We start from the raw sequence: 23,483 nt of genomic DNA, 5'->3' as shown, positions 1-23,483 counted from the left end.
CTGCTCTGGACAAGACTCGTCTCTCGATATCGCGTCCTTTCCTGACAAGCATGTCCGGACTGTCGACATGTGTCACACGTTCGACATCCTGCTATTGATGAAGCGCCGCGCCGACGTGTAGTAGACCCACGTCGCGCCCGGCAGATTCGCCATGATCGTCTTGAACGGTCCGTTCAGGCTCAGCGCCATTTGCAGTTCGCGATCGAGCGCCGGCGTGCGCGGACCGACGAGGCCCGTGAGATTGCCGGCGTCGGCGGGGGTCCACGGCACGGGCAGCGCATCGAGCTGGATGCTGCCCGGCTCCTTTCCCGGCATGAGCGCGTTGAGCAACGCCGTATCGGGCGCGCCTTGCGGATGCAGCCGCAGCCATGTCTCGCCCTGGATCCGCATCGCGTTGACGGAATTGGTGCTGCTGCGCACGAGCGCGTCGAGTGCGATCGCCTGTTCCTGCATGCGCTGGCTCACGCCGGAGGTCTGCGCCTGCAGCGTCATCCGGTATCGCAGATACACGAGCGCGCACGCCACGACGAGCACGCCGACGAGCGCAATGCGCATGACGCGGTTATAGCGGGCGAACAAGGCCGCCGTCAGATCGGACATACGCTGTTTGAGTTATCGGTCGGAATTTGGCAACACGAGTGTAACGACGCACGGCGCGCCCGATATGCCGAAACAAGCGCCAAAAAAGGCGACTGTTCGCGGCTTTGGACGCGCCTTCACGCTACGTTCAGACGGCCGGCGGACGGTACTTGAGTATCGTGCGCTCGATGTTCGAGCCTTCGACGGTCGCCAGCGTCGGCCGCGTCTCGTCGAAATTGACGCCGTACAGGTTTGCGTGCGTGAGCAGCGTGCCGTCGAGTCTGGCCTTGCGCAGCGATCCCTTGAACAGATTGATCGCGCTCAGATCGGCGCCGCTCAGGTCGGCCTTCGCGAACTTCGCGCCCTGCGCCGATGCGCGGCGGAAGTTCGCCGTCACGGCTTGGGCTTCGCTGAAATCGGCGTCGTCGAGCAAGGCACTTTCGAAGTTCGCGCCGTGCAACTGCGCGCCCTGCCAGTTCGCACGCACGACGTTCGCGCCGCCGAATTGCGCGCCGTCGAAACACGCCGTCTGCGCGCGCGACGCACTGAGATTCGCGCCGATGAACACCGCCTTTCGCGCCTGTGCGCCATGAAAGACCGCATGCTCGCCGCGCGCGCCTTCGAAGTTGCCGCCATCGATCACGCTTTCGCGGAACGTCGCGCGGTCCAAAGCCGCCTCGCGGAAGTTCGCGCCGGTGAGATCGGCGGCATCGAACTGGGTTTCGTGCGCATGGCACGCCGATGCATCGACGCCCGCCATCTTCGCATTGCCGAACAGCGCCCGATCGAGCCGTGCACCGCCGAGGCGCGCGGCGCTGAAATCGGCTTTCGAGAAATCGCCGGCCGCGAGGTCCGCGGCACGCAAGTCGGCATCGGCGAATAGTGCGCCGCCGCCGCTCGTATCGATCAGTTCCGCATGCTGCAAATCCGCGCCGCTGAAGTCCGTCTCCTTGAGCAACGCCTGGCTGAACTTCGCGCCTTTCAGCGTGCTCTTCGCGAACGAGGTCTTTTCAAGGAGCGCCGTCGCGAAATCCGCACCGGACAAATCGAGTTCCGACAGATCGACGCCCGACAAGTCGTACCCGGCGATGCTCTCGCCTGCCGCGTGCCGCGCGATCACCTGCTCGCGCGTCAGCTGCGCCGTGTGCGGTTGCGGCATCGCCGGCTCGGGAAACGGCGGCGCATCCGGCATCGCGGGCGCGGCCAGCGCGGCCAGCGCGGCGAGCGCGGACGGATCGACGGCGGGAAGCGGCGAGGCCGGCGGCAGCGCCGCGAGATCGGCGGTCGACGGATTCGACGCCAGCCATCCCGACACTTCGCCCTCGCTCATGCCGGCCTTCTTCAACATCTCGCGCGTGGCGTCCTGCATCTTCGCCGCCATCGACGGCAAATTGGCGAGGCTCGGCTCCGGTCCCGGATCGGCCGCCTTCAGCAACGGCGCGAGATCCGCGTCGCTCAGACCGTGCGTCTGCATGAACGCCTGCGTGCGCGCGTTCTGCGCCGCCGTCATCCGTTCGATCTCGGCAAGGCTCACCGGAGCGGGCGGCTCGTCGACCTTCAGGAACGGTTCGAGATCCTTCCCGGTCAGTCCGTGCCTGCTCATGAACGCGCCGGTCTGATTGTTCAGTTCCGCGGTCATCGACTCGACCTGCGCCAGTTCCTTCGCCGCTTCGTCGGAGACCGGCGCGGGCATCGCTGGGACGGCGGGGAGAGCGGGCATGTCGGGCGCGGTGGCTGACGTCGTCGCCGTAACCGGCGCGGCGGGCGCGGCGGGCGCGGCATCGGCCGGCTTGGCGAGGCTGCCGAGCAACTCATCGCGATAATGCTCGAACGGCAATGGCGTCGACGTCAGCGTTTCCCATGCGGCCAGCATGTGCGTGACGTCGCTCGCATCCGAATCCGTGACCGCCGCGAGCGCGCGATACAGCACGATGCCGAATCCGAGTTCGGGAAAGAGCCACACGGTATCCGCGCGCGCTTCGACCTCGCGCACGAGCGGCGCTGCCGCCCCCGTCGAATCGATCGCCGGACCGTACACGAAGCAGCGCGCGCGCAAGCCCGGCAGACGGCCTTGCAGCGCCGGACGCCGCGCATCCATGCCTTGAAGCTCGAAGGTCTCGTCGCCGCTGAAATAGCCGGACGCGAGCCATTGATCGGAAGGCGCGCTCATGAAGAATTGCTGGCGCGTATCGGCGGGCAGATGCGGCCAGTCGGTCGCGAGCCAGCGCTCGTCGCACGTGCCGAGGTATTGCCGGCGCTGCGGCGACATCGGTTCGAAGGCCCAGAAGCCCGCCGTCTCCGGACGATCGCTACGGCCGATCATGCGCCGCGCTTCGTATTCGACGTTGGGCAGCGCCTGCCGCGCGCCGCCGTCCTGCCCGGGCGACACCCAGCCCTTGCCCGCCGGATTCGCGGCCCAGTCGGCGCCGCCGAACGCGGTCGCGGGAATGATCGGCATACGCGTGTACGGCGCCGCGCGCGTCGGTATGCCGCCGATGCCGAAGTGCCGCTCGCCGCTGACGACGAGCGTCTTCGCAAGCCGCCCCACGCGCACGCTCACGCGCATCTGTTCGACTTCGGTGCCGTGCGGCGCGCAGGCCGCGCCATAGACGAGATATTCTCCCGACGGCTTCGGATAGCCCTGATCGAGCAAGCCGTTCTGTCCGAGCGCCTGTTCGACGAGCGCCCAGACTTCGTTTTCGCAAACGAGGCCATCGACGCCGCCTGGCGCATCGAAACGAAAGCACGCCATCAGGCTCAGTGCGAGCGAATCGCGCCGCGCAAAGCGCAACGTGCGATAGAGCAGCGCCATGTCGAGCGGTTTCAGGACTTTCATCGATCAACCCAACTGAATCAGTTTGCCGGTGCAGGCGACCCACGCGTCGGCGTACAGGAGCACCGTGGCGCCGCTCACGGTGGTCGGGCCGAGGCCTCGCAGCACGGCCTTGCCCGCGGCGTTGATCTCGACATCGGTCACCGCATCGAGCGAAACGGACTTGCCGGCGCTCAGGCTCGCGTCCGCGACAGCCTTGAGCGACAGGCTTCCCGCCGCCTCGACGGTGACGGCCGGCGCCTTGATCGTCGCCGTGGCGACGCCGGTGATCGCGACGTCGCCGCCCGTCGCGCCGAATTTCGTCGGCGTGTTCATCGCGATGCCCGCAGCCGACATCGACAGCTTCGCGAGCGAGCCCGCCAAACCCACGGTCATGTCGACGCTGGCGTTCGCGCCGGAATCGGGCGTCGACATCGCGAGCTTCGCGCCCGCGCCCGCTACGCCGACGCTGAGATTGACGCCACTGCTGTCGAGCGTGGCGTTGCTCACGTAGGCGACTTCGGTGTTGAGCGTCGTGGCGAGCGATCGCGCCGCGTACTGCATGAAGCCATACACGCCGAGCGCCTCGGCACCGGCGAGCGCGTACTGCGCGTCCAGCAGCCCGGTCGTGTTCGGCGTCCACGCGCCGGCTTTCGCGCCGTCGCTCTGATAAGCCTTGTAGGTCGAGGCGATCGCGAGCGCCGCCTGCGCGGCGAGCGCCGTGCTGGCCGCGATCTTGACGCCCAGCTTGACCTTGTTCACGGTCTCTTTGACGACCGACAACTGCCCTCCGGAAAGCGTCACTTTGTCCACCGCGCGCTGGTTCTGCTTCTGGTTCAGCGTGATGCCGGTCGAATCGTCGATCGTCAGCGACTGCACCGAAGGCGACAGCCACGAGCCGACGCCCGCTGCGCCCGCCGCCGCGCCGATCAGACCGCCGACCGCCGCACCCGCGACGGCACTCGGCGCAACCGACGATCCGCTGTCCGATGTCGCGGCGATCGCCCCCATGCCCGCGCCGCCCGCCGCGGCGCCCGCGATGCCGCCGACCACCGCCGCGTTGGGAAGCCCGGCGAACACGCCGTTCCACGTCACGCTCATGCCTGCCGACATCGCGAGCGTCGCGCCGAGCGTCGCGTTGTTGTTGACCGCCGCCGACAACGTCGTCGCCGCGCCGACCGTCAGCGTGTTCTTTCCGCCGACGCTCGTCGCGTTGGTCGTGCCGAGCGTGACGGTTTCGCTGTTGCCCGCCGTGCTGCTCCAGATGCTGCCGCCGCCCTTCGGATCGATCGAGCCCAGGCCGATCGTGCTGTTATGGAACGGTGAATGCAGCCACATGACTTCCTTGCCTTCGCTGTCGCCCATGTGCAGCATGTTGCCGCCCGCCGTGCTGATGCGGTTTTCGTGCGCGCTCGCCTGTTCGACGACGCTCGGATTCTCCGAATTCGGCACCGCGCCGACGATCACGGGCCGGTCCGGATCGCCGTCGGAAAACGACAGCAGCACTTCGGCGCCCTTGTGCAGCGGGAAATGCATGCCGTGATCGCTGCCCGCGTAGGGCGTCGCCATGCGCACGCGCGCGGAGCCCTTGTTCGGATTCTTGTCGGTCAGATCGAACGGCAACTGCACCTTGTACTGGCCGAATTCGTCGAGTTCGGCGTACTGGCCCGAGCCTTCACTGTCGATGAACGCGGTCATCGTGCCCGCGACACGCGGCTTCGATGTCGTGCGCGGCGGACGGAACTGCACGTTCGCGGGAATCGCGCGGAAGCTGTTGCGATACGACGTCGCGCCGCTCGCACCGCTTTCGCCCGCGAGAAGCGCGCCCGCCTGCGTGCCCCGGTGATGAATCTCCGTCACGAGATAGGTGTCGTTGAAGTCCTGCCGGTAATGGCCCGCGAGACGCGCGAAGAAGCCGCTGCGCAAGCCGACCGCCGTCGCTTCGCCGGAAAACACCCGGCCCTGGCAGACGAGCGCCTGCGCGCGCACCTTCGCGTAGCGCCGGCCTTCGGACTCGCCGCGAAAATTCTCGCCGTAGAGCATGACCTGCCCGAGCCCGTCGCCGGATACGGTTTCGACGATCTTCAGCGGCACCGCCGCCTTGCGATGATTGAACTCCTGCAGGATCACTTCCTTCGGCAGCGGCTTCTGGCGGCTCACGAAATCGCGCACGGAGCGGCCGGAAACGCCGGTGTCCATCTCGTCGTCGGGACGATAGTCGACCTGCACCGCGTTCGCGTCGTGCATCACGCGGTCGTCGACCACGATCAGTTGGCCGCCCGCGTCGTGATCGAAGTAGTAGTACATGCCTTCGTTTTCGAGCCAGCGCGACAGAAAGTCGAGATGCGTCTCCTCGTACTGGCAGACGAAACTGCGCGGCCGGTATGCGCCGTTGCGCTCGAAATCGCCGCTCAGCCGGAACGCGTAATCGCTGTCGGTGAACTGGCTGTCCTTCAGCACGCGTTCGAGCGTGGCGGGAATCGGCTGTTCGTCGAGATACACCTCGGAGATGCGATACAGCGACAGCCGCCAAAGACGCGGCACCAGCACGGCGCGATAAAACACGTAGCCGTCGGCGCGATGCAACTGGTCGAATTCGGCGAGCACGCCGTGATACGGCACGCTGTCGCGTCCGTCGGGCGGATAGATCAGGAACGTCGCCGGATGCTTGAGCATGGCGTCGGAATCGATCGACGGATCCTCCGACACGAGCGTCAGCGTGAAGCGGAAGGGCTGCGAGATCGCCTCGAAGCCTTCCATCTCGACGACGGCAAACTTGCCGTCATCCTGTGCGGCGGACCGGAAATCGAAGCGCCGGTTCGCCAGTACCTTGTCAGACAGTGCATTCACAATGCGTTCCTCGCAGGCTCTTCCTTGTTCGAACGAGCCTCAGCTCATCACCATGACGATCGCCTGGCTCGGGGCCACCACCGAGCCGACGATATTGCCTTCGTTGTGCTGCGTCATGTCGCCGAGGCGCACGGCGGGCGCGCCTTCGAGCATCACGCACACGCTGCCGAGCGGGAAAGCGACCGGCCCCATCACCCGATTCGATACGACGCCGCCCGCGACGCCCGCCTGATCTCCGTCGCTCATCGAGATCTGCGACGCGGTGGTCAACGCCGGCATGCCGCCGATCATCACCTTGGTCGTCGCCGGATTGCCGAGCATCGGCATGCCGATGTTTGGATACGGAATCGGCACGGGCGGCGCGGGCGGCGCCGGCGTCTTGCAGACATCGGGCGCGCCCATGCATTGCCCGGCCTGTTTGGTGACTGCGAACATGTGGGTTCTCCTAGCCGAGATCGATCTTTTCACCGTCGATACGCACGTGGCCTTCGGCCAGCACGCTCGCATGCTGCGCGGTGACGTGCAGCCGCTCCTCGACCTGCATCCGCACGCGGCCCGCGCGCGTTTCGTCGATGTCCTCGGTCCAGCGAAAGCTCGTGCGCGCTTTCTGCACGAGCCGCCCGACCGTCGACGTAACCTGCTGCGCGACCGTTCGCACGATGCCCAGGCGCGCCGCAGTTTCGCGGATCGACAGGTTCATGCGGTCGAAGGCGAGATCGCCGATCACGCCCTCCACGGCCACGCGCGGCGCAGCGATCGCGACCTCGGCACTGGCGTTCATGCGGATGCGCACGGCATCGATCGTCAGGCCGCCTTGCGCCGCGTGCAGCGCGACGCCGCCCGGCAGCACGAGATCGGCGCTGTCCGCAGCGGCGCGCGCGAGCACGGCCAGCACGTAGGCCGCGACGTTGGCGCCCGCGTGGCAGACCAGTACCGAATCGCCGCAATCCGGCTCGACGAGGCAGCTATCGGCGCGCAGCGCGCGTTCGAGCGAGCCATCGGCCGCGCTCAGGAAATACCATTGGCCCGCGCGCCCGGTCACGGTCGCATAAACGAGACTGGCGGCTTCGTCGTTGCCGGCCCGCATCATCGGGACAAGATTGTTGTGCTTCATAGTTCGCTCCACTGATCGTGTCATCGGGCACGCCACTGTTCGGCCTGCAGCAGCAGGTCATCCGTCGGACGCATGTGGTTCAGGTTCGCGCCGTCCCAGCGCGTGCCGTCTTGCTTCAGCGCATGTGCGTTCGAGCCGCTCAGATCGGCGCGGGAGCCGTCCGCGCCCGACACGTCCGCATGCGAAAGATCGCAGTAGACGAACCGCGCGGTCTTCAGCGATGCGCGCTGCCAGCACGTCTTCTTCAGTACCGAACGTTCCCACTGCACGCCATCGGCGCGCGCCGAGGAGAAGTCCGCGCCGCTCGCATCCGACATGTCGAAGCGCGCGCCCTGCAAGTCCGCTTGCGCGAGCCGCGCGCCGAGCAGCGCCGTGTACTGGCCGTTCACGCCCGCGAGAACCGCGCCGTCGAGCTGCGCGTCGATGAAGCTCGTGCGGTCGAGCGCGAGTCCGCCGAGATTCGCGCCCTGCAGTTGCGCGGCGTCGAGAATCGTCATGCTCAGGTCGCACGTGCGCAGATCGTGGCCTCGCAGATTCGCGCCCTTCAGATACGCATTGCGCAACGACGCGCCGCCCAGCTTCGCGCTGGCGAGATCGGTGTCCATCGCGGTCCAGCGCAACAGCACGGCCCTGGTGAAATTGGTTTCGGCGAACACGCTGCCATAGGCATCGGCGCGGACGAAACGCGCTCCGGCGAACGATGCGCCGCTGCAGTCGCACGCATTGAAATGCGCGCCGGAGAAATCCGCGTCCTGTGCGAGCGCCGTGCGCAGATCGGCTCGCGTGAACGTCGCGCCGGCCGCCTGCGTGCGCGTCATGTTCGCGCCGCGGAGATCGGCTTGCTGGAAATCCGCGTTGGCGAGCTTCGCGCCGGAGAGGTTGGCGCCGGCGAGCGATACGTTCGTGAAGCGGCTGCCGGACAGATCCTGCCCGGACAGATCGATGCCGCCCAGATCGAGATCGGCGATCTGCCGGTCGCGCGCGAGCGCCTGCTTCACTTCTTCCGGCGTCATGCCGCTTCGGTTCATCGCTTGCTCCATCGTTCTTGCTCGTGCATCAGTCTCGCTCGCCGGTGCTACCGCCGTGTTGCAATTCCCGCTTGCCGCGTTACGGATGTAACCGGACACGTTCACGCGGCGATACCCGGCAGGCTGTCGACGGTTTGGGTCCGCTCCTGCCGCGCGCCGCCGTGGCCGAGCAGCTCGAGGCGCTTTTGCAGCACGCTCGCGCTGGTCAGTTCGAGGATCTCGGAGAACGCCATGCGCGTCATGGACTTCGGGTCCGCCGCGCGCGCGCCCTGCTCCGCCTTCAACGTGACGATCACCTCGCAATAATTCTCGATGCCCGCCACCATGATGTCGAACCAGCTCAGCCACGCGGCCTCGATGGTCTCGTTCTGCATGAGCAGCTTGCACAGACGACCGATGCGCGTTGCCTGATCGAGCAGGATCACGTCGATCTCGCTCTCATTCGCGGCGAGACGCTCGCGCAGGTCCACGTCCCATCGGACGCTGATCTCGGGAAGAAAGATATAGCGCAGCCCCTGCACGATGCCGATGCGGCTGTCGGCCGAGGGAATCATCGTGAAGCCGTCGATGGCCCAGCCTTCGCCCGGAAAGCCGACGATCTGCCGCACCAGTTCGACCGTATCCGCGATGCGCGTGGGCGCCTTGAAGAGGATCGTGAGGCCGGGACGCGCGTTGTCGGTCCATTCGCCGGGCGGCAACACGCGGCCGACGAACGCATCGGTCTGCGACGCGCCGTTCGCGAGCGAGAACACGCTTGCGGCGAGGCGGGCGGCGTCGAAGCCGGTGTCGGCCTTCACTTCGAGCCCGACGGACAGCTCCTGGCTCGATCCATACCGGCCGAGCACGGGACGCAAAACGATCTCGCGCACGCGCTGATCGCGTTCGAGCAGCGTGACCAGCGGCTCGACGAAATTCCTGAAGCGCGCGCCGACCGGATACACGAGCGACGCGGGCATCGTGGGCGCGCCGTGACCGCGCAGGCGCGCGAGTCCGCCAGCCGAAACCTGCTGTGTCAGGCCCACGAAATAATGATCCACAGCGTCGGCCATCGCCGTTCCTTTCCTGTGTTTAAGCCGCTTCTTCGAGTAGGTCGCAGTGTAGCGATGCGCGGCGCGGCCAAAGCCCCGAGCAGAGCCCCAAAGAGGCGACTATTCGTGGCTTTGCCGCGCCGCTGGTTTTACTGCGCGCTTACCCGCAAGCGGAGCGGCGTGGCGTGGCTTACGGTAAGGTCCGCGCTTACGTTCGTGTCGGGTGACACAGGAAGTGAAATTCGCGCCAGCTAGGTGAAGAATTGGCGACGTGGTTAGTGAAGAGATCGGGGCGGCGCGCCCTTCCCCGACGGACAGTTGACTGCCAAGACTGACCACTCCGGTCAGACCGCCGTCTCTGAAGCGGTACGTTAGTCGAAGCGAGGGCTTGGGATTGGAGTGCCATGTAGCGGCCGTTGGCGAGCTGGCCTGATCGGCCATGAAAGGACGTTCGTCCGGTTCCGCGCTCGGACGTTGAGACGGCCGTTTCACTCATCAAACAGCCATTCGATCTACGACGGCTGGCGCACGGTCGTCGGCCTTTGCCGTCATTCGAGCATCGGCTCTCGTCAGGCGCCTGACCACCGCTTTCCGGCCGTTCGCATCTCAGACTGTCTCCAACGACCGGTCACGCCGTCCGCCAATGCGAACTCCCGACCCACTGCAGCCGCTCGAGTTCCGACCGCCAATGTCCGCTTGGTCACGAGCCGCGGCCGGTGAAATAATGGTCCTGCGCAAGGTTGCCGACGCCTGGATTCGCCGGCCCTGAATGGGGCACGCGCGCGAATCCCATCGGATCGCTGTGAGCTTTGATGTAATGGAGCGGGACGCCCTGCGGAAGGGGCCGCCGCTGCGCGGCACCGCCACCGTTGGCAACTCGCAATACTGCTGACGTTCAAGAAAGCCGCGTCGAACGTCCCGCAAAGGCCGAAGCTCGCACGCCGGTCACCCGACCGGGGTCGGCCATGAAGGGAAATTCCTTGCTTGCGGCGCTTCGCCATTCAAAGGTGGCTCAGTGTTCGTTATCCGCTGCTCGATGCGGATCTGGTCGAAGGCAACTCGGGGTCGGCAAGCGAAAGCGGTCTGGGTAATCGCGGCATCGCCGGCCCTCGCGACCCCACCACACGTTAGAATGCGGCTTTAAGCGCCTTGAGATCATGATGCTCGCGCTCAAGCTGACGCTGGTCCCGCTGTTTCTGCTTGTCGTTTCGATGTCGGGGAAGTGGTGGGGACCGTCGATCGCTGGCTGGTTGGCTGGATTGCCGGTGGTAGCTGGGCCGATCTTGTACCTCTTGACGCTTTCACACGGGTCTGCCTTCGGAGCCCGCGCGGCGAACTTATCGCTGGCGGCAATCCTAGCGTCCGAGGCGTTCAATTTCGCTTATGCGTGGACGTGCCGATCGCGCAGTTGGCCAATCGCGTTAATTGCAGGCGTCGTCGTCTGGTTCCTGTCCGCATGCGGTCTCTCGCTCCTGCCGACCTCGCCTTTGTGGGCCTCGATCGCTGCAGTTACAGCAGTTTGCTGTGGTCAGTCGTTCTTGCCGAGGACTTCGGCCGTTACGGCCGGTGCGCCTCTTTATCGGTTTGATCTGCTCGGCAGAATGACCGCCGGGGCCATTCTGACTTTGTGTGTCACATCGGTGTCGGCCTGGGTCGGCCCAACGTGGAGCGGGTTGCTTGCGGTCTTCCCGCTGCTCGGGATCATCCTTTCCGTTTCGTCCCATCGCGCGCACGGTCCGGCTTTCGTGATTTCGCTATTGCGAGGTATGGTGCTGGGGCGTTTCTCATTCGCGGCGTTTTGTCTGGTTCTGACGTTCGCGCTTCCGTTCCAACGACCCATCGTGGCGTTCCTCGAAGCGGCGTTGCTCGCGATGATTGTTCAATGGTGCACGAGGCGCATTGCAGCGAGGCAAGAACAGGCGTCAGTCGTCGTTGCCGCTGAATGACGCATTGCTTCCCGTGCCAGTTGAGCGTGGCGGATCGGGAGGCGAGCACCGGCCACTAAAAGATACAATCTGAGCGGCCGATTTAGGCTGCATGCGGTCGGCCGCGTCTAGATCCTCGGTGGCCGGTTCGCCTGAGACAGCTGACGTTAAGGGATACCTGACAAGTTATCCGTGCATCCCTTCGGCAGCTTCCGTCGGGATGCCAGACCAACTAAGAGGAAACATGACGCGCGTCCGTCGCCTTGAAATTCGCAATTTCCGCTCGATACAGATGCTCGACTGGATACCGTCCAACGGCGTGAACTGCCTTATTGGACCGGGTGATAGTGGCAAGTCGACCATTCTCGATGCCATTGACCTGTGCCTTGGAGCGCGGAGGAGCGCACCTTTCGGTGACACGGACTTCTTCGGCCTGGACGTCACCCGGACCATCATGATTGCGGTCACGCTCGGCGCACTACCCGACGCGCTGAAGAACATCGACACCTACGGAGAGTTCCTTCGCGGATTTGATCTCGGCACCGGGCTACTTGAAGATGAGCCGCGCGCGGGACTTGAAACGGTTCTGACGCTGAAGCTCGAGGTCAAGAGCGACCTCGAGCCGAGTTGGACCCTCTATTCCGACCGAGGCGCCCGCCAGCAACTGGAACGGCCTCTGGCCTGGAAGGACCGCAGCCTCCTAGCACCAGCCCGAATCGGCACCTACGCAAACACGAACCTTTCCTGGGCCAGGGGCTCCGTGTTGAACCGGCTCACGGAAGAGCGCGCGAACCTAGGCTTGGAACTCGCCGGCGCGACACGCGCCGCCCGGGTCACTTTCGGCGCGCAGGCTGGTCCTCAACTCGCCCAGACCCTGCAAGTGGTCACCCAGACAGCTACAGGCCTAGGCGTAGCCGTCGGTGCGAGCGCTCAGGCGCTACTCGATGCTCACTCGGTGTCGATTGGCGACGGTGCTATCGCGCTCCACAGCGAGACCGGCATTCCGCTGCGGTCGCTGGGCACCGGTTCGGGGCGGCTCCTTGTCGCGGGGTTGCAAAGGGCCGCAGCGGCGGCCGCCACCGTTGCCCTGGTAGACGAAGTCTAGTACGGACTAGAGCCGCACCGGCTCATGCGGCTGCTCGACTCACTCGGAGCGAAGGACGCGACCCAACCGCTGCAGGTCTTTTTGACAACCCATTCACCAGTGACGCTCAGGGAGCTCGCTGGCAACCAGCTTTTCGTCGTGCGCCAGCGTTCGGGTATCCATACGGCCACATGCGCCGGTACGGACGATGGCATTCAGGGCACACTGCGCAAGGCGGCCGAGGCCTTCCTGTCCAAGTCCGTCATCGTCTGTGAAGGCGCCAGCGAAGTCGGATTCGCTCGCGGGATGGACCAGTGGTGGGTCCACTGTGGCGCGACGTCATTTCTGGCCCACGGAGGCTCATACGTGGACGCAGGCGGAGGAACCCCCGTCCAATGCTTCACACGAGGGGAGGCGTTCCTCAAGTTGGGCTATCGCGTCCTCGTCTTCGTCGACGCGGACAAGCCCGTTTCGACCGTCGGACTCGTCGAGAGATTCGTTGCGGCTGGCGGTCAGTACCTCACGTGGCGGCCTGGTTTGGCACTCGAGGACGAGCTATTCCGCCATTCAAGCAATGACGCGGTGCACGCGCTGCTTAATAAGGCGGATGAGATGGTCGGCCGCGAGCTCATGGCCGAGCACATCAAGTCGAAATCAAACGGACAAGTCACCTTGGATGCCATAGAGGCCGAACGGCTGAATGGTGGCTTTACACCTGCGAGCCGAGCATTGCTCGGACTTGCCGCTCGCAACAACAAGAACGGCTGGTTCAAGTCTGTGAGCGGTTTCCAGGAAATCGCCAAGGACGTCGTCGGCCCTCATATACTGAATGCAGAGGCGGGCTTCGTCCAAATTACGAACCAGCTCTGGGGGTGGACCAGTGCCGCCGCCTGAAATCAACATCTTTCAGGCGCGCCTAGGCTCAGTTACCGCCCCAGCCGGATGCGGCAAGACTCAGCTCATCGCGGACGCGCTGGGTCAGCACACCCACAACAAGCCAGTCTTGGTGCTGACGCACACCAACGCTGGAGTTGCCGCTCTGCGTGCTAGGCTCCTGCGTGGCGGCGTCCCGAGTTCGGCGTACAGGGTATCTACCATTGACGGTTTCGCGATGCGGCTAGCGGGCAAGTTTCCGCTCCGCACGGGCCTCGACGCGCGCGTTCTCGAACTGGCCAACCCGAACGCCGACTACCCTGCTATCCGAGGTGCGGTGCAAGGGCTCCTACAGGCCGGTCACATCAGTGACCCCATAACCTCGACATATTCGCGCTTGCTGGTCGACGAGTATCAGGACTGCAACACCGCGCAGCACGCCATCGTCTGTTTCATCGCGCGGCTACTGCCCACTTGCATCCTTGGTGACCCGATGCAGGCGATATTCGGCTTTCGCGACCCACTGGTCCACTGGGAACGTGAGGCTCAAGCTGCGTTCCCGCCCATCGGTGCACTGCAGACGCCTTGGCGATGGCGACTCGCCGGCATGGACGCGCTGGGTGCCTGGCTACTTCAAGTCCGCGCGTCATTGCAGGCTGGCCAAGCTGTGGACCTACGTGGAGCGCCAGAAGGAGTCCAGTGGGTCCAATTAACCCAAGGCACGGAACTTCAGCAGCGACTAGTGGCCGCCCGGACGGAAGCGCCAAACCGAGATGGCCGCGTTCTCGTCATTGGCGCCTCCATCAATGTCAATGGTCGCCATCAACTCACCATGCAGACGCCGGGCGCTACCTCCGTCGAGGCGGTCGATCTGAAAGACCTGGTGAACTTCGCCCGCCAGTTCGATTTGACAAGTCCCAACGCGCTGCGACAAATCGCCGAGTTCGCGAGTTCACTGATGACCGGCGTAGGTGCTGCAAACTTCGTCACGCGAGTCGAAACGATACGAGGCGGCCGAGCCCGCACTACCGCGACGCCTGCAGAAGCCGCGGCAGTGGCGTTCATGGCGGCTCCGAGCCTCACGCGCTCAATTGACCTGCTCCATTCTCTCGCGGACCAACGCGGTGCGCGCGTCATCGACCCGAAGTACTGCACTGCTGTATCTCAGCGCTGAGAGCGGCTGGGGGCGAAGGTGGGTTCATTGGCGCGGCGATTCAGGCCCGCGAGCGAAACCGCCAGCTGGCTCGGCCGCTGGGCCGGCGCGCCGTTGGCAGCACGCTTCTTCTGAAAGGGCTAGAGGCTGACGTGGCGGTCATTCTTGAGCCCGAGCGCATGACTGCGCAACACCTCTACGTGGCTCTCACGCGAGGCGCAAGGCGAGTCGTGGTTTGCTCGTCGACGCATTTGCTCACGCCCGCTAGGGGGCGCTAGCGAACGCTCATTCAACGACCGAGCTCACCCTCTCAGTGGTGGCATTCGGGCCCTCGACGGCCGCTGTGCGCTGCGAATCGGACGTGTGTGCTACCGGGCACCGAGCTTCTTCTTCCGGTCAACATTGACACGCGTGGGTCGAGGTCGAGCGCGGATCGCGGGAAGACGAAGACAGCGAGCAAGTTTTCCACTTCACGGATATCGGCGACCACGACACCGAAACAGTGACGTACGAACGCGGCGTCGGCTGGGCGAAGGCGAGCTAGACTCGAACTACTGAAGTAGCGCAGACCCGGCAGGCGGGATCCTGCAGGGTCAGTTTCCGGTGTACTGATCAGCACGTTTTCTGAATGGATCACTGTCCATTCTTTGCCTTCATACATGGCCGCTTCTGCATGTGCGACGTCCTGTCCTTGCTTTCGCGCTACCGTGTACACGGCATCACCCATATCCGAACAGTACGCCGGCTGCGGTGTAGTGCGGCGAATATCATCACGATGGATCATAAATGCCACGCCTGCTCCAAACACAACGGCTGCGACCACGATAAACCCCAATGCTACTCGCCAGAACGCCACTAGTAGAACCAACAGGATTATCAGTAGAATTCCACCAATTAGTACTTGCATCTTCCGTTTCCAAAACGGTCGCGTGACCGCTGACCGAGTTCCGTTAATTTCTCTGCGTGCTTTGTCCAGCGCAGATCGGTGCGAGCGACCGGCGACCTATTCTTCTCGACTCCGGATCGTATAAGGCCCATCCGCCCGGGCAAGTATCATTTTTGGAACTAACGAACCTCGCGGTATCTCCACCAGCCACACGCCTGATACTTCAAAGGTGCGGATAACTGCTACGTGAAGTTCCAGAAGCCCATGCATTGCGTCTACCGTTTTAGCAATCAATTCAGGAAGGCCCTCGAGCGCATCGCCGGTATTCCACGGATTGTGACCGTGGAGATGCTTGCCCAGACGGTCATACACGCTGATAAATTGCGCTTTGGTAAGGCAGCCGGATTCCCTTCGCTCGAAATGGAAATGATTGCGAGGCGCCCCTTTGGAGCTATGTTCTTGCCGGGCAAAACCGCTACCGGATAAAAGTCTGGGTTGATCCTGCCTAGATCGTTGAATATCCGCTTTACATGATAGTCCTTGGTAAAGTCCTGATTGTTTTCCGCTTTCGCGCGATGCGCCGCGTATGCGGAATGATTCGGGGCTATAGCGGCGAAGGCCATCGCCTCTAGTGCTTTACGCAATTGCAGCGCGGACGCTTCCACATAGCCAACGCCCTTACCATCGCTGAACGATTCCAGGAATGTGGTCGCTGCGGCAAGCCGGGAAGCCGCTTCGCTAACCATCGCGGCGCATATGTCGGTCAGCAGTTGCGTCGAGAGAGTCATCATGCCGACCTTATTGCATTCCGCGAGAAAACTTCAGAGAAATGCAGCAGCTAAATCCTCGCCTTAATAGTCATCGTCGTCGCCTTTGTCAGTACTGGCTGCTGGATCTGATGACTCTTTGTCCTCCATGATCTTACGAAGGCCGGGGAAGTACACGTCGCATCTCACGTTCATCGACGCGCTTCGGCTTGAGCAGCGGTCACAAGCCAAGTAATTGTAAAAATATTGAAAGTCCTCTAAAACTGCGTATCCGCGCTAGTCGCGTACTGGCGGTCGAGCGCTCAAAACCTCCGCCAATATCGCGTCCGGGCTTCCGTAGCACATGCGCATTTCTCGGCAGCCGTTTGAGGGACATGTTTTACTGCTCGCATTGAACGGGCGGCAGGGGACGCCGCGCGGCGCGCGCGATCGCGGCGATTCTGGCGACCCGCTTCAAGGCGTACGCGCGTTCGATTTCGCGCCGCGGACTTGCCGGCGATAGTGTCTACCGAGTGCGATGGGGTCGCGGACGAGGGAACCAAAATGTCAGAGTTAACGGTGATAGTGGTCGCGGCAATCGGCGCTTACCTTGGTAGCGTCTATGCCTTTATGCGACATTCAGGCGGCGTGACAGCACCGGAGACGACCGCGCAGGCATACCGCGACGTGATCACGGTGCTCGTTGATCTCCGAAGTTCCGCCGTTACTGTAAGCTTGAACCCTAAGGAAAGGCCGCGCGAGCGGGAGGATAGGGACGAGGATTGGATCGCATACGACCACGCCTCTTTCCGGTTAGGAAGTCTCAAGGAGAGTACGAGATTTTTGCTTTCGCAAAAAGACTTCGATGCGATTTACGAAGTACACGAGGCGCTCTACGGCGTCCACCTTTCGAAAAACTACCACGACGCTATCGAACCGATTGACAAAGCGATCGAGGTGTTGCAGCAATCGGCGTTCCGATTATTCCCGCGTCGAGCTTGACGAGCGACGTCAACCGAGCGCGGTTGGACCGTGATGGCTTCCCTCCCCCACCGAGTAGCCTTGCCGGCCATGCGTGTCTATACCTGCGCACATGCGGGAGACTATACGTTTGAGAGCTGCAGCGGCGGCAGCAGCGCCGGCGTGCAGTCCAGTGGCTCCCCCCAACGACCTCGAGCAATACTCCAAGACCGACATTTTCGAGACGGCGACGAGCCGCGCCCCTGGATTTGCCCCCTGCATGACCGGTCAAGCGGTTACGCTTCGGTCGGGGACGCCCTCATCGGCGCTCTTTTCAGTCTGCTGACCCTTCATTCCCCCGTGACCAATGCCGAGTTGCCGGTCGTAAGGTCCGTCACGAGGTTCCCCGATCGCATCATTTGGTGCAGGTCGCCAGTCTGCATGTCCATTACCGTGTTTTTCCCGGTTTGCATGTACATGTCGCCAGTGCTCATGTTGGTGGTCATGTTGCCGTTCGTCGAGTATTGGTTAAGCTCGCCCGACTGCATGTCCAGCAACGTATAGTTGCCAGCGTATGCAGGCATCATTGCGACGAGAAAAGCTACCGCAAGTCCCGTTCTTGTCGTCTTCATTTTTCCCGTCCTTTTCGTTGTTTGTTTTATGGACAGTGTAGCTGCCTGTCGCCCGCCGTTAGGTACGGTGCCAAACCAATCGCTGCGACTGCATTTCCTCTATGTATCACCCCTTGCGTGGGCGAATCGGCGACCGCGGCGTTGCGTCCACCGGGGCTTTGCCGATCGTGGAAACCTATCCCTCGGGACTTGGCGCTAAGGCTGTAGTACTAAGGCGCTCAAAACGGCGGCAACGGGCGTCCTCGAGCGGCTGCCCGCATTGTCGTTCCAGGTCACCTCTCCCACCTCGTAGAATCTCATGTTCTCGTCTATTCGCAATCGCGAATCTTCGCAGCTTCCATTGCTGCCGTCGTTGGGGACTTCGCCATCAACACCGGAGTGCATCGCGCGTTCACCAATGGTGGGGCTTTCGCATGCCGACGTCATCCACAGATGGGCCCGCTGTGTTCGTTCGGGTACTGCACTACCCCGGTAGAGATGCGACTCTCGCACCTGCTTGGCACTCAGAACAATAACTACACATTGGAGCATATTGAAGATTATGCATATCTCCTGTATACGTTCCCTGCTGATTCTCGCCTCTATGGCTTTTTCCTCGCCAGCACTTCCAAATGACGCTTGCGTCGAGAAGCAGCTAATAGACCTTAACAAGTATGTTGGTGAAGTCCGAGCTAACTTGCCGCGAATCTCGAAATTCCAAGAGGCAACATTCTTATCAATTGTTCAAAGGCGTGCTACTCCTGATATTGAGGTTGCCTCAAGATCGGAACCCACGCGTAGTCCGTGGCTCATTTGGTACTTTTCAGACCGCGTAAGAGCAAGTTTCGAGGCAGCCTCGAAGGCAACGAAGATCACTAACAAAATTGACAACGTGGTCGGCGCTATCACCCTTTCAATTGCATTGAGGGCCAACCTCGAGGAGTATGATCGTCGGACAGACAACGTTGTCGCGCGGGATGTACTTTTCGTGAAACTTTCAGGATCACTAGCGCATCACATTGCGACTTCCGGCGTCGAACAGGCTGTCCGCTGTTATGTCGCCCTATTAGACAAGTAGCGGCTTACCACGTTCCGGCGAATAGGTCGTTGGGCTTGGGCCAATGAAGATTGAGATGGCAAGCTCCGGCAGCAAGGCCGGACGCGAGAAATAGTCTTCGTTGGTGTGTAGACGCTCTGACAACCCGCTGGACATTCGAGAATGTCTTGTTATCCCCAAGACTTTCTGACATGCGTCGATGCGCAGTTTCGACCCCTTGTCGTTAGAAGGACTCCTTTCGCTGCGCGGCGCCGTCGCTGTCAACGATCTGCCAAACTGCCGACTTTCAGAAGGCGTTCGTCGAACGTCCGCAAAGGCCGAAAGGATGCGCCTGCGTCGACTTTCCGGCAGGCCATCAGTCGACAGAGTTGACGGATGGGATGACCCCGCGCTACGTGCCTAAGATTCGTCTTCAGTTAATGTCGACATCGTTCTCAGTTTAAATGAGACTATTGTCGCGCAGATGTTGCCAAGACTGGATCGAACGCAGGCGTGTGCCTTTTTGCGTTCGTAGAAGCGTCTGGCCTGCGGGCAACAGCGCAGGGCCGCAGCCGCGGCTTCGATGAAGGCCAGGCGAGATAGCGGTTGCCATTCTTCGCGTTGCCCTCACCCTTCGTCCTGCCGTTCGACACGCGCCGGCTTTCGACGCAGCGGCAGTACGAGCTGAACTGGCCTGGACGGGGGAACCGCATGATGGTGCCGGTCTCCAGCCGAACGGTACGAGCAAACTATTGCATGAACCGGGGTTGACTCCGCCATAAACAGCCGGCCTCAGGCCAGCCTCCGATTCTTTCAAGAGCCGATGATCTGTTCTTCGGCGAATCGCTTCGGCCTGACACGGCGGCATGGCCACAGGCATCCGTGATCGATGAATCAACTATTCCCGCCGCCGGTGATAAACTTCACGAGTGCTTGAACCGGCTCGCTGAGAAGAAACGAACCTATATTGCCCGCGGCGGCGGCTACCTCTGCCGCTTTAAAGACAGCCTTCATGAACTTGTTGCCTGCTTCGGTGCCCTTGATGGCATCCCGGTAGCCGGGATCAATCAGTGCGTTCCCAATGGCACCATTCAGGGTGTCCATCAGTGAAAATATCCCGGTGATAAAGTATTCATCGATGCTGGCGATTATGAGGTTCAAATGGCGAACCATCTGCAACTTCACATCATCTGGAATATCGCCTGCTTCAATGATCTGCTTCCGTGCTTCCTCGAACGAGATCCGCTGATCGCGCAGCGTCACGCTTGGCGCCTGCATGCTCTCACGTTCGTTTAGCATCGTGACCATGAAATGCAAATGGGTGATCGTCTGCGGGTGAACGTGCGTGAGGAAAGTATCCCATTGGCCGTTAAGATTTTGCTTGGACACGGCGTCGATCAGCTGGTGTTGCACCCCTTTCATGTAGGAGAGGTACGCCGGGAAGACCCTGTTGGTTTCAATGACGACATCTTCCGCGAGCAACAACAGTTTAGCGAGGCGACTAAGCAACTCGTCTTCCTTGTCCGTCTGAAGCAGTTGCCGCCAATGATCACGGCAATTACTCTGCGGCGCAAGGGAATGAATCCCTTTCAAGATTTCGTAAAGGCGGGCTGCGGGATTATCTTTTACTTTTTCGGTCATTGGTAGGTTGTTCGCGATTTGCCCATCGAAGATTATATCGGCCCAAGCTGAGCGACGGGGCGGGCGAACGCCCTAGCCCCGCCATAGGTGCGGAAAACTTGTCACGACTCTCGCTCTGAGCTGGAAGTGGCCATCGGCCTCGGCTGGCCCGCGTCCCGGTCAAACACTTCGCATATTTCCAAGCGTCTGCATTCAGACACGTCGAACGTCCCGTGTGGGTCGTGATGTCTCATTCGCGCTTGCCGAGGTGTCGTTCTCCAGCGCGGGCCGGCGAACGACAGCAAACGAACGTGCAGCAGCCGCACAATCGGTGACCGGCCAAGGTCGGCTACGGCCGACAAGCGACCTGCATCAACAACGCGGCCGACGCGCCGATCGCGTCTTGATACCTTTTTACTGAGTACAGGTTCACCAGCTGCACATATCATGTTAGCGACGAAAATCGGTCCGTCACGACGCTGACACGAACGGCCTTGAACGCGAGCGTCCCTGGTTTGTGCTCAACCGGCAATTGGGATTGGGGTTCTGAGCGCCTGCGGTCCCGCTTCGACCCGGATACCTGGGAACCTTCCATGGCCATTCCGAAGATCGGCTCTGCAGAATGGGTTGAGACCCAGATTCGGCACTACCTCACGACCGGAGACTATGACGGCTTTTTCGTCGGCTGGCCAGGGAAGGCTTTGAATAACACTGCTTCGCGCGCCACACAGCAGTTGCGCGCTGCGCTCATCGCTGACACTCTGCTCCGCGCGAGGGATTTAATAGGAAGAGGCGCGACATGTGCCGGCGAACGTGCTGACCTCGGTGTTGCCCGCGGATTCCGCGCGCAAGATCGACACGGCATCGGCCAGATAAGCGTCGGGCTAGTGCGGTCGATAAGCATCGAGCAGGCCTTGCACGATGTCCGCCGACACGTAATGCGGCCCGTCGAAGAGATACGTCTTGTAGCCGCGATACGCATCGATCTGCGGCTTCAGCTCTTCGACGGTCGCCGAGCGGAAACCGCCGCCCATTTGCGGCCTGAACGCCTCCGCGATGATCCGCACGCGCTTGCGCCCGAGCTTCGCCGCAAGCTGATCCGCATATTCCCGCGCAATCTTCGGCTCGCGTGCATACACGCCGCATCCGTCCTGGAGCAACACGCCCACATCGCGCGGCAACCACTGATCGAGCCATTCCGCGATGGCCGCGCCGCCCACGTTCGCGCGGTCATACACGCTGACCCAGAGCGGGCCTGAACAAGCGTGCGCAGCAGCGCAACAATCTGTGCTGCCGGCACGCTCTCGCGACGTGGCTCGACAAGATGTAGTGCCAGCGACGCCGGTTCGGCCTTCTCGTCTGTCGGTACATCCGGCAGCGCGACGGGCAGCAACACCGCCGTGCCACGTGTTACGCCGTCAAACAGGCCCGCCCGCAGTTGCCGGCGCCACTTGAACACCATATTGGGATTCAGTCCATGCGCCTGCGCGAGCTTGGCCACAGAAATACCCGGCTCGCTCGCCGCCACTGCAACTTGCCGTCGGTACTCCGGTGCATAATTCGGTCGCCCCTTGCGGTTCGATGGTCTCGCATTCCGTGTGTCCAAAGTAGTCCCCACCACTTGAAGTAACGGACATCACTTTGGACACCGGGAACAGCTCTGTCCATGCGGCCTTCAAATGACGCTTACAAGACGTGTACGTCGGTGTGAATGCAACCGCACGTTGCGGTGTTGCTGCAGAAACTCCTGCACACGTGCGGTTTTGTGGCTGCTGACGTTGTCGCAGATCACATGAATTTCTTGCTTAGGCCGTTGGCTGGCGATCACGCCGGTGAGGAAGGCGACGAACTGCTCGCTGGTATGCCGTGGCGCGGTTTTGCCGATGACTTCCCCGGTCGCCGTGTTGAGCGCAGCGAACAGGCTCAGCGTGCCGTTACGTTTGTATTCGAAGCCATGGCTCTCGGCTCGGCCTGGCGACAGCGGCAACATCCGGTCCTTACGATCCAGGGCCTGAATGGCCGTCTTCTCATCCACACAGAACACCGCCGCATGAGCGGGCGGGTTCAGATAGAGGCCTATGACGTCTGCAGCCTTGGTCTCGAAGTCAGGGTCGTTCGAGACCATGTGCGTATCGAGTCGATGAGGGCGCACGCCATGCTTGCGCCAGATACGCTGTACCGTCGAGGCGCCCACGTCGCCCAATGCCGCAGCAAGCTTATAGCTGCTCCAATGCGTGGATCCGTCCGAGGGCCGGCGCGTGAGCGTGAGCTTTAGCACGCGCGCCTCGAGCTTATCAGGCGGATGCACGGGAGCTCGTCCAGGATGGCGCGCATACAGGCCTGCCAGCCGCTCGGCCAAGAACCGACTCGACCATCGCGAAATGAAGCGCGAGTCACATTGCAGCCGCTGCATGATCGCCTCGCGTGTTTCGCCGTTGTCAAGCATCAGAATCAGCCGAGCGCGCCGGGCGTCAGCTGCGCGCACCGTCTGGCTACGAGTTGCTGACAGCAATTGTTCGCGCTCGAGCGCGCTTAAATTCATCTTTTCCATGCGTTTCATTGAATACCAAATCGGGTGCTATTTCAATGACGCAACGGACTAGTCTGGGACGTCGTACGGCTTGATGGCGACCGGATACGGAGCTGCCTCGTCAGCCGAACCTCAGAAAATAGCGCTGAGCGGCCCGCTTAGCGCCTTGTATCTGGGAGCCGAAGCTGGAGCCGCTGCGATTGTACGGGAGAAGCTGCACTCACCACTCATTTCTATAGATACGCTGGACAGGATCCGCTTAGTGCTTGAAGACGCAAGTTATTTTTCGCGATGACAACCGAGCCCCCCGCTCGTGAAGCAAGCGTTTTGTATCCACACTGAACCGTTCGAAATATCGATGGCATCACACTCATCAACGGTCGAACGCCGGGCCAGTGGCAAAGCCCCAGGAATTGTCTTTTGCACCTGGCAATTTCGTAATGTTACCAGGCTTCGTATCAAACCACGGCACCGCTACCACTTTGCGCTCGTTTTGGATGTCCGACAGATAAACAGAACACGTTTGATTCGAAACGAAATTTATTTAGGGTTGCAACGGAGTGGTGCGCCAGGCTTAGGGGCGTCTAACCGGAACCATGCACGAAAATCAAAGGGATACCGTGGCGGACCTTCGTGGCGGCGACCGAA

Annotated in this window: 16 protein-coding genes and 3 pseudogenes; 5 read left to right on the top strand and 14 right to left on the bottom strand. The window is 62.2% G+C overall.

Annotation, left to right across the window (positions count from 1 at the left end):
* Positions 1-72 precede the first annotated feature (72 nt).
* From P9292_RS03720 to P9292_RS03690, 7 genes are all read right to left on the bottom strand, one after another.
* Complete coding sequence (locus P9292_RS03720) at positions 73-600, bottom strand: hypothetical protein (protein WP_244797623.1); 528 nt, start codon at positions 598-600, stop codon at positions 73-75.
* Positions 601-727: 127 nt separating this feature from the next.
* Positions 728-3,415 carry a DUF2169 domain-containing protein gene (locus P9292_RS03715; protein WP_309958058.1) on the bottom strand — a complete coding sequence of 896 codons (2,688 nt, stop codon included), beginning with the start codon at positions 3,413-3,415 and terminating at the stop codon, positions 728-730.
* A gap of 3 nt (positions 3,416-3,418) precedes the next feature.
* Positions 3,419-6,241: a type VI secretion system tip protein TssI/VgrG gene (gene tssI, locus P9292_RS03710; RefSeq protein ID WP_244797625.1), complete on the bottom strand. Its 2,823-nt coding sequence runs from the start codon at positions 6,239-6,241 to the stop codon at positions 3,419-3,421.
* A 39-nt stretch (positions 6,242-6,280) separates the two neighbouring features.
* Positions 6,281-6,676 carry a DUF4150 domain-containing protein gene (locus P9292_RS03705; protein ID WP_244797626.1) on the bottom strand — a complete coding sequence of 132 codons (396 nt, stop codon included), beginning with the start codon at positions 6,674-6,676 and terminating at the stop codon, positions 6,281-6,283.
* 10 nt (positions 6,677-6,686) lie between these two features.
* Positions 6,687-7,355: a DUF3540 domain-containing protein gene (locus P9292_RS03700; protein WP_244797627.1), complete on the bottom strand. Its 669-nt coding sequence runs from the start codon at positions 7,353-7,355 to the stop codon at positions 6,687-6,689.
* Between the two features lie 20 nt (positions 7,356-7,375).
* Positions 7,376-8,383, bottom strand: a complete 1,008-nt coding sequence (locus P9292_RS03695; RefSeq protein WP_244797628.1) for a pentapeptide repeat-containing protein — start codon at positions 8,381-8,383, stop codon at positions 7,376-7,378.
* Between the two features lie 101 nt (positions 8,384-8,484).
* Entirely contained in the window at positions 8,485-9,432 is a 948-nt protein-coding gene (locus P9292_RS03690; RefSeq protein WP_244797629.1) for a hypothetical protein, read from the bottom strand.
* A 1,139-nt stretch (positions 9,433-10,571) separates the two neighbouring features.
* On the opposite strand from P9292_RS03690, the gene P9292_RS03685 reads away from it, so the two are divergent.
* The 4 genes from P9292_RS03685 (at position 10,572) to P9292_RS03670 (ending at position 14,467) form a co-directional block, all read left to right on the top strand.
* On the top strand, positions 10,572-11,357 hold the full coding sequence (locus tag P9292_RS03685) for a hypothetical protein (RefSeq protein ID WP_244797698.1): 786 nt from the start codon (positions 10,572-10,574) through the stop codon (positions 11,355-11,357).
* 223 nt (positions 11,358-11,580) lie between these two features.
* A complete protein-coding gene (locus P9292_RS03680) occupies positions 11,581-12,441 on the top strand; it encodes an AAA family ATPase (RefSeq protein WP_309958053.1) in 861 nt (286 codons plus the stop codon).
* A gap of 24 nt (positions 12,442-12,465) precedes the next feature.
* A complete protein-coding gene (locus P9292_RS03675; protein WP_309958051.1) occupies positions 12,466-13,314 on the top strand; it encodes a hypothetical protein in 849 nt (282 codons plus the stop codon).
* A complete protein-coding gene (locus P9292_RS03670; RefSeq protein WP_309958049.1) occupies positions 13,301-14,467 on the top strand; it encodes a UvrD-helicase domain-containing protein in 1,167 nt (388 codons plus the stop codon). Before P9292_RS03675 ends, P9292_RS03670 begins: the two co-directional genes overlap by 14 nt.
* Before the next feature lie 289 nt (positions 14,468-14,756).
* On the opposite strand, the gene P9292_RS03665 is transcribed toward P9292_RS03670, so the two are convergent.
* Both P9292_RS03665 and P9292_RS03660 read right to left on the bottom strand, forming a co-directional pair.
* Positions 14,757-15,353: a hypothetical protein gene (locus P9292_RS03665; protein WP_244797630.1), complete on the bottom strand. Its 597-nt coding sequence runs from the start codon at positions 15,351-15,353 to the stop codon at positions 14,757-14,759.
* A 269-nt stretch (positions 15,354-15,622) separates the two neighbouring features.
* Positions 15,623-16,123 carry a hypothetical protein gene (locus tag P9292_RS03660; protein ID WP_244797631.1) on the bottom strand — a complete coding sequence of 167 codons (501 nt, stop codon included), beginning with the start codon at positions 16,121-16,123 and terminating at the stop codon, positions 15,623-15,625.
* A 519-nt stretch (positions 16,124-16,642) separates the two neighbouring features.
* On the opposite strand from P9292_RS03660, the gene P9292_RS03655 reads away from it, so the two are divergent.
* Positions 16,643-17,080, top strand: a complete 438-nt coding sequence (locus P9292_RS03655) for a hypothetical protein (RefSeq protein WP_244797632.1) — start codon at positions 16,643-16,645, stop codon at positions 17,078-17,080.
* A 308-nt stretch (positions 17,081-17,388) separates the two neighbouring features.
* Here the strand turns inward: P9292_RS03655 and P9292_RS03650 are convergent, their stop codons facing one another.
* The 5 genes and pseudogenes from P9292_RS03650 to P9292_RS03630 form a co-directional block, all read right to left on the bottom strand.
* Positions 17,389-17,670, bottom strand: coding sequence for a hypothetical protein (locus P9292_RS03650; RefSeq protein WP_244797633.1), 282 nt, complete (start codon positions 17,668-17,670; stop codon positions 17,389-17,391).
* Between the two features lie 1,909 nt (positions 17,671-19,579).
* Positions 19,580-20,326: a hypothetical protein gene (locus tag P9292_RS03645; protein ID WP_244797634.1), complete on the bottom strand. Its 747-nt coding sequence runs from the start codon at positions 20,324-20,326 to the stop codon at positions 19,580-19,582.
* A gap of 863 nt (positions 20,327-21,189) precedes the next feature.
* Positions 21,190-21,558: pseudogene (locus P9292_RS03640) on the bottom strand (hypothetical protein); the annotation flags it as partial.
* A gap of 92 nt (positions 21,559-21,650) precedes the next feature.
* Positions 21,651-21,923: pseudogene (locus P9292_RS03635) on the bottom strand (transposase); the annotation flags it as partial.
* A gap of 73 nt (positions 21,924-21,996) precedes the next feature.
* Positions 21,997-22,865: pseudogene (locus P9292_RS03630) on the bottom strand (IS630 family transposase); the annotation flags it as partial.
* Positions 22,866-23,483: the final 618 nt, after the last annotated feature.

Origin of the sequence: Caballeronia sp. LZ001 (assembly GCF_031450875.1) — a bacterium.
Lineage (GTDB): Bacteria > Pseudomonadota > Gammaproteobacteria > Burkholderiales > Burkholderiaceae > Caballeronia.
The sequence above is the reverse complement of the archived record's forward strand: the minus strand, read 5'-3'. Positions and strand labels throughout refer to the sequence as shown.

What these genes read in the sequence shown, in the direction of transcription:
- P9292_RS03690 (WP_244797629.1), bottom strand. Translation starts at nt 9,432, where the DNA reads ATGGCCGACGCTGTGGATCATTATTTCGTGGGCCTGACACAGCAGGTT.
- P9292_RS03715 (WP_309958058.1), bottom strand. Translation starts at nt 3,415, where the DNA reads ATGAAAGTCCTGAAACCGCTCGACATGGCGCTGCTCTATCGCACGTTG.
- P9292_RS03700 (WP_244797627.1), bottom strand. Translation starts at nt 7,355, where the DNA reads ATGAAGCACAACAATCTTGTCCCGATGATGCGGGCCGGCAACGACGAA.
- P9292_RS03695 (WP_244797628.1), bottom strand. Translation starts at nt 8,383, where the DNA reads ATGAACCGAAGCGGCATGACGCCGGAAGAAGTGAAGCAGGCGCTCGCG.
- P9292_RS03645 (WP_244797634.1), bottom strand. Translation starts at nt 20,326, where the DNA reads ATGACCGAAAAAGTAAAAGATAATCCCGCAGCCCGCCTTTACGAAATC.
- P9292_RS03705 (WP_244797626.1), bottom strand. Translation starts at nt 6,676, where the DNA reads ATGTTCGCAGTCACCAAACAGGCCGGGCAATGCATGGGCGCGCCCGAT.
- P9292_RS03685 (WP_244797698.1), top strand. Translation starts at nt 10,572, where the DNA reads ATGCTCGCGCTCAAGCTGACGCTGGTCCCGCTGTTTCTGCTTGTCGTT.
- P9292_RS03660 (WP_244797631.1), bottom strand. Translation starts at nt 16,123, where the DNA reads ATGATGACTCTCTCGACGCAACTGCTGACCGACATATGCGCCGCGATG.
- P9292_RS03680 (WP_309958053.1), top strand. Translation starts at nt 11,581, where the DNA reads ATGACGCGCGTCCGTCGCCTTGAAATTCGCAATTTCCGCTCGATACAG.
- P9292_RS03675 (WP_309958051.1), top strand. Translation starts at nt 12,466, where the DNA reads ATGCGGCTGCTCGACTCACTCGGAGCGAAGGACGCGACCCAACCGCTG.
- P9292_RS03665 (WP_244797630.1), bottom strand. Translation starts at nt 15,353, where the DNA reads ATGCAAGTACTAATTGGTGGAATTCTACTGATAATCCTGTTGGTTCTA.
- P9292_RS03650 (WP_244797633.1), bottom strand. Translation starts at nt 17,670, where the DNA reads ATGAAGACGACAAGAACGGGACTTGCGGTAGCTTTTCTCGTCGCAATG.
- P9292_RS03655 (WP_244797632.1), top strand. Translation starts at nt 16,643, where the DNA reads ATGTCAGAGTTAACGGTGATAGTGGTCGCGGCAATCGGCGCTTACCTT.
- P9292_RS03720 (WP_244797623.1), bottom strand. Translation starts at nt 600, where the DNA reads ATGTCCGATCTGACGGCGGCCTTGTTCGCCCGCTATAACCGCGTCATG.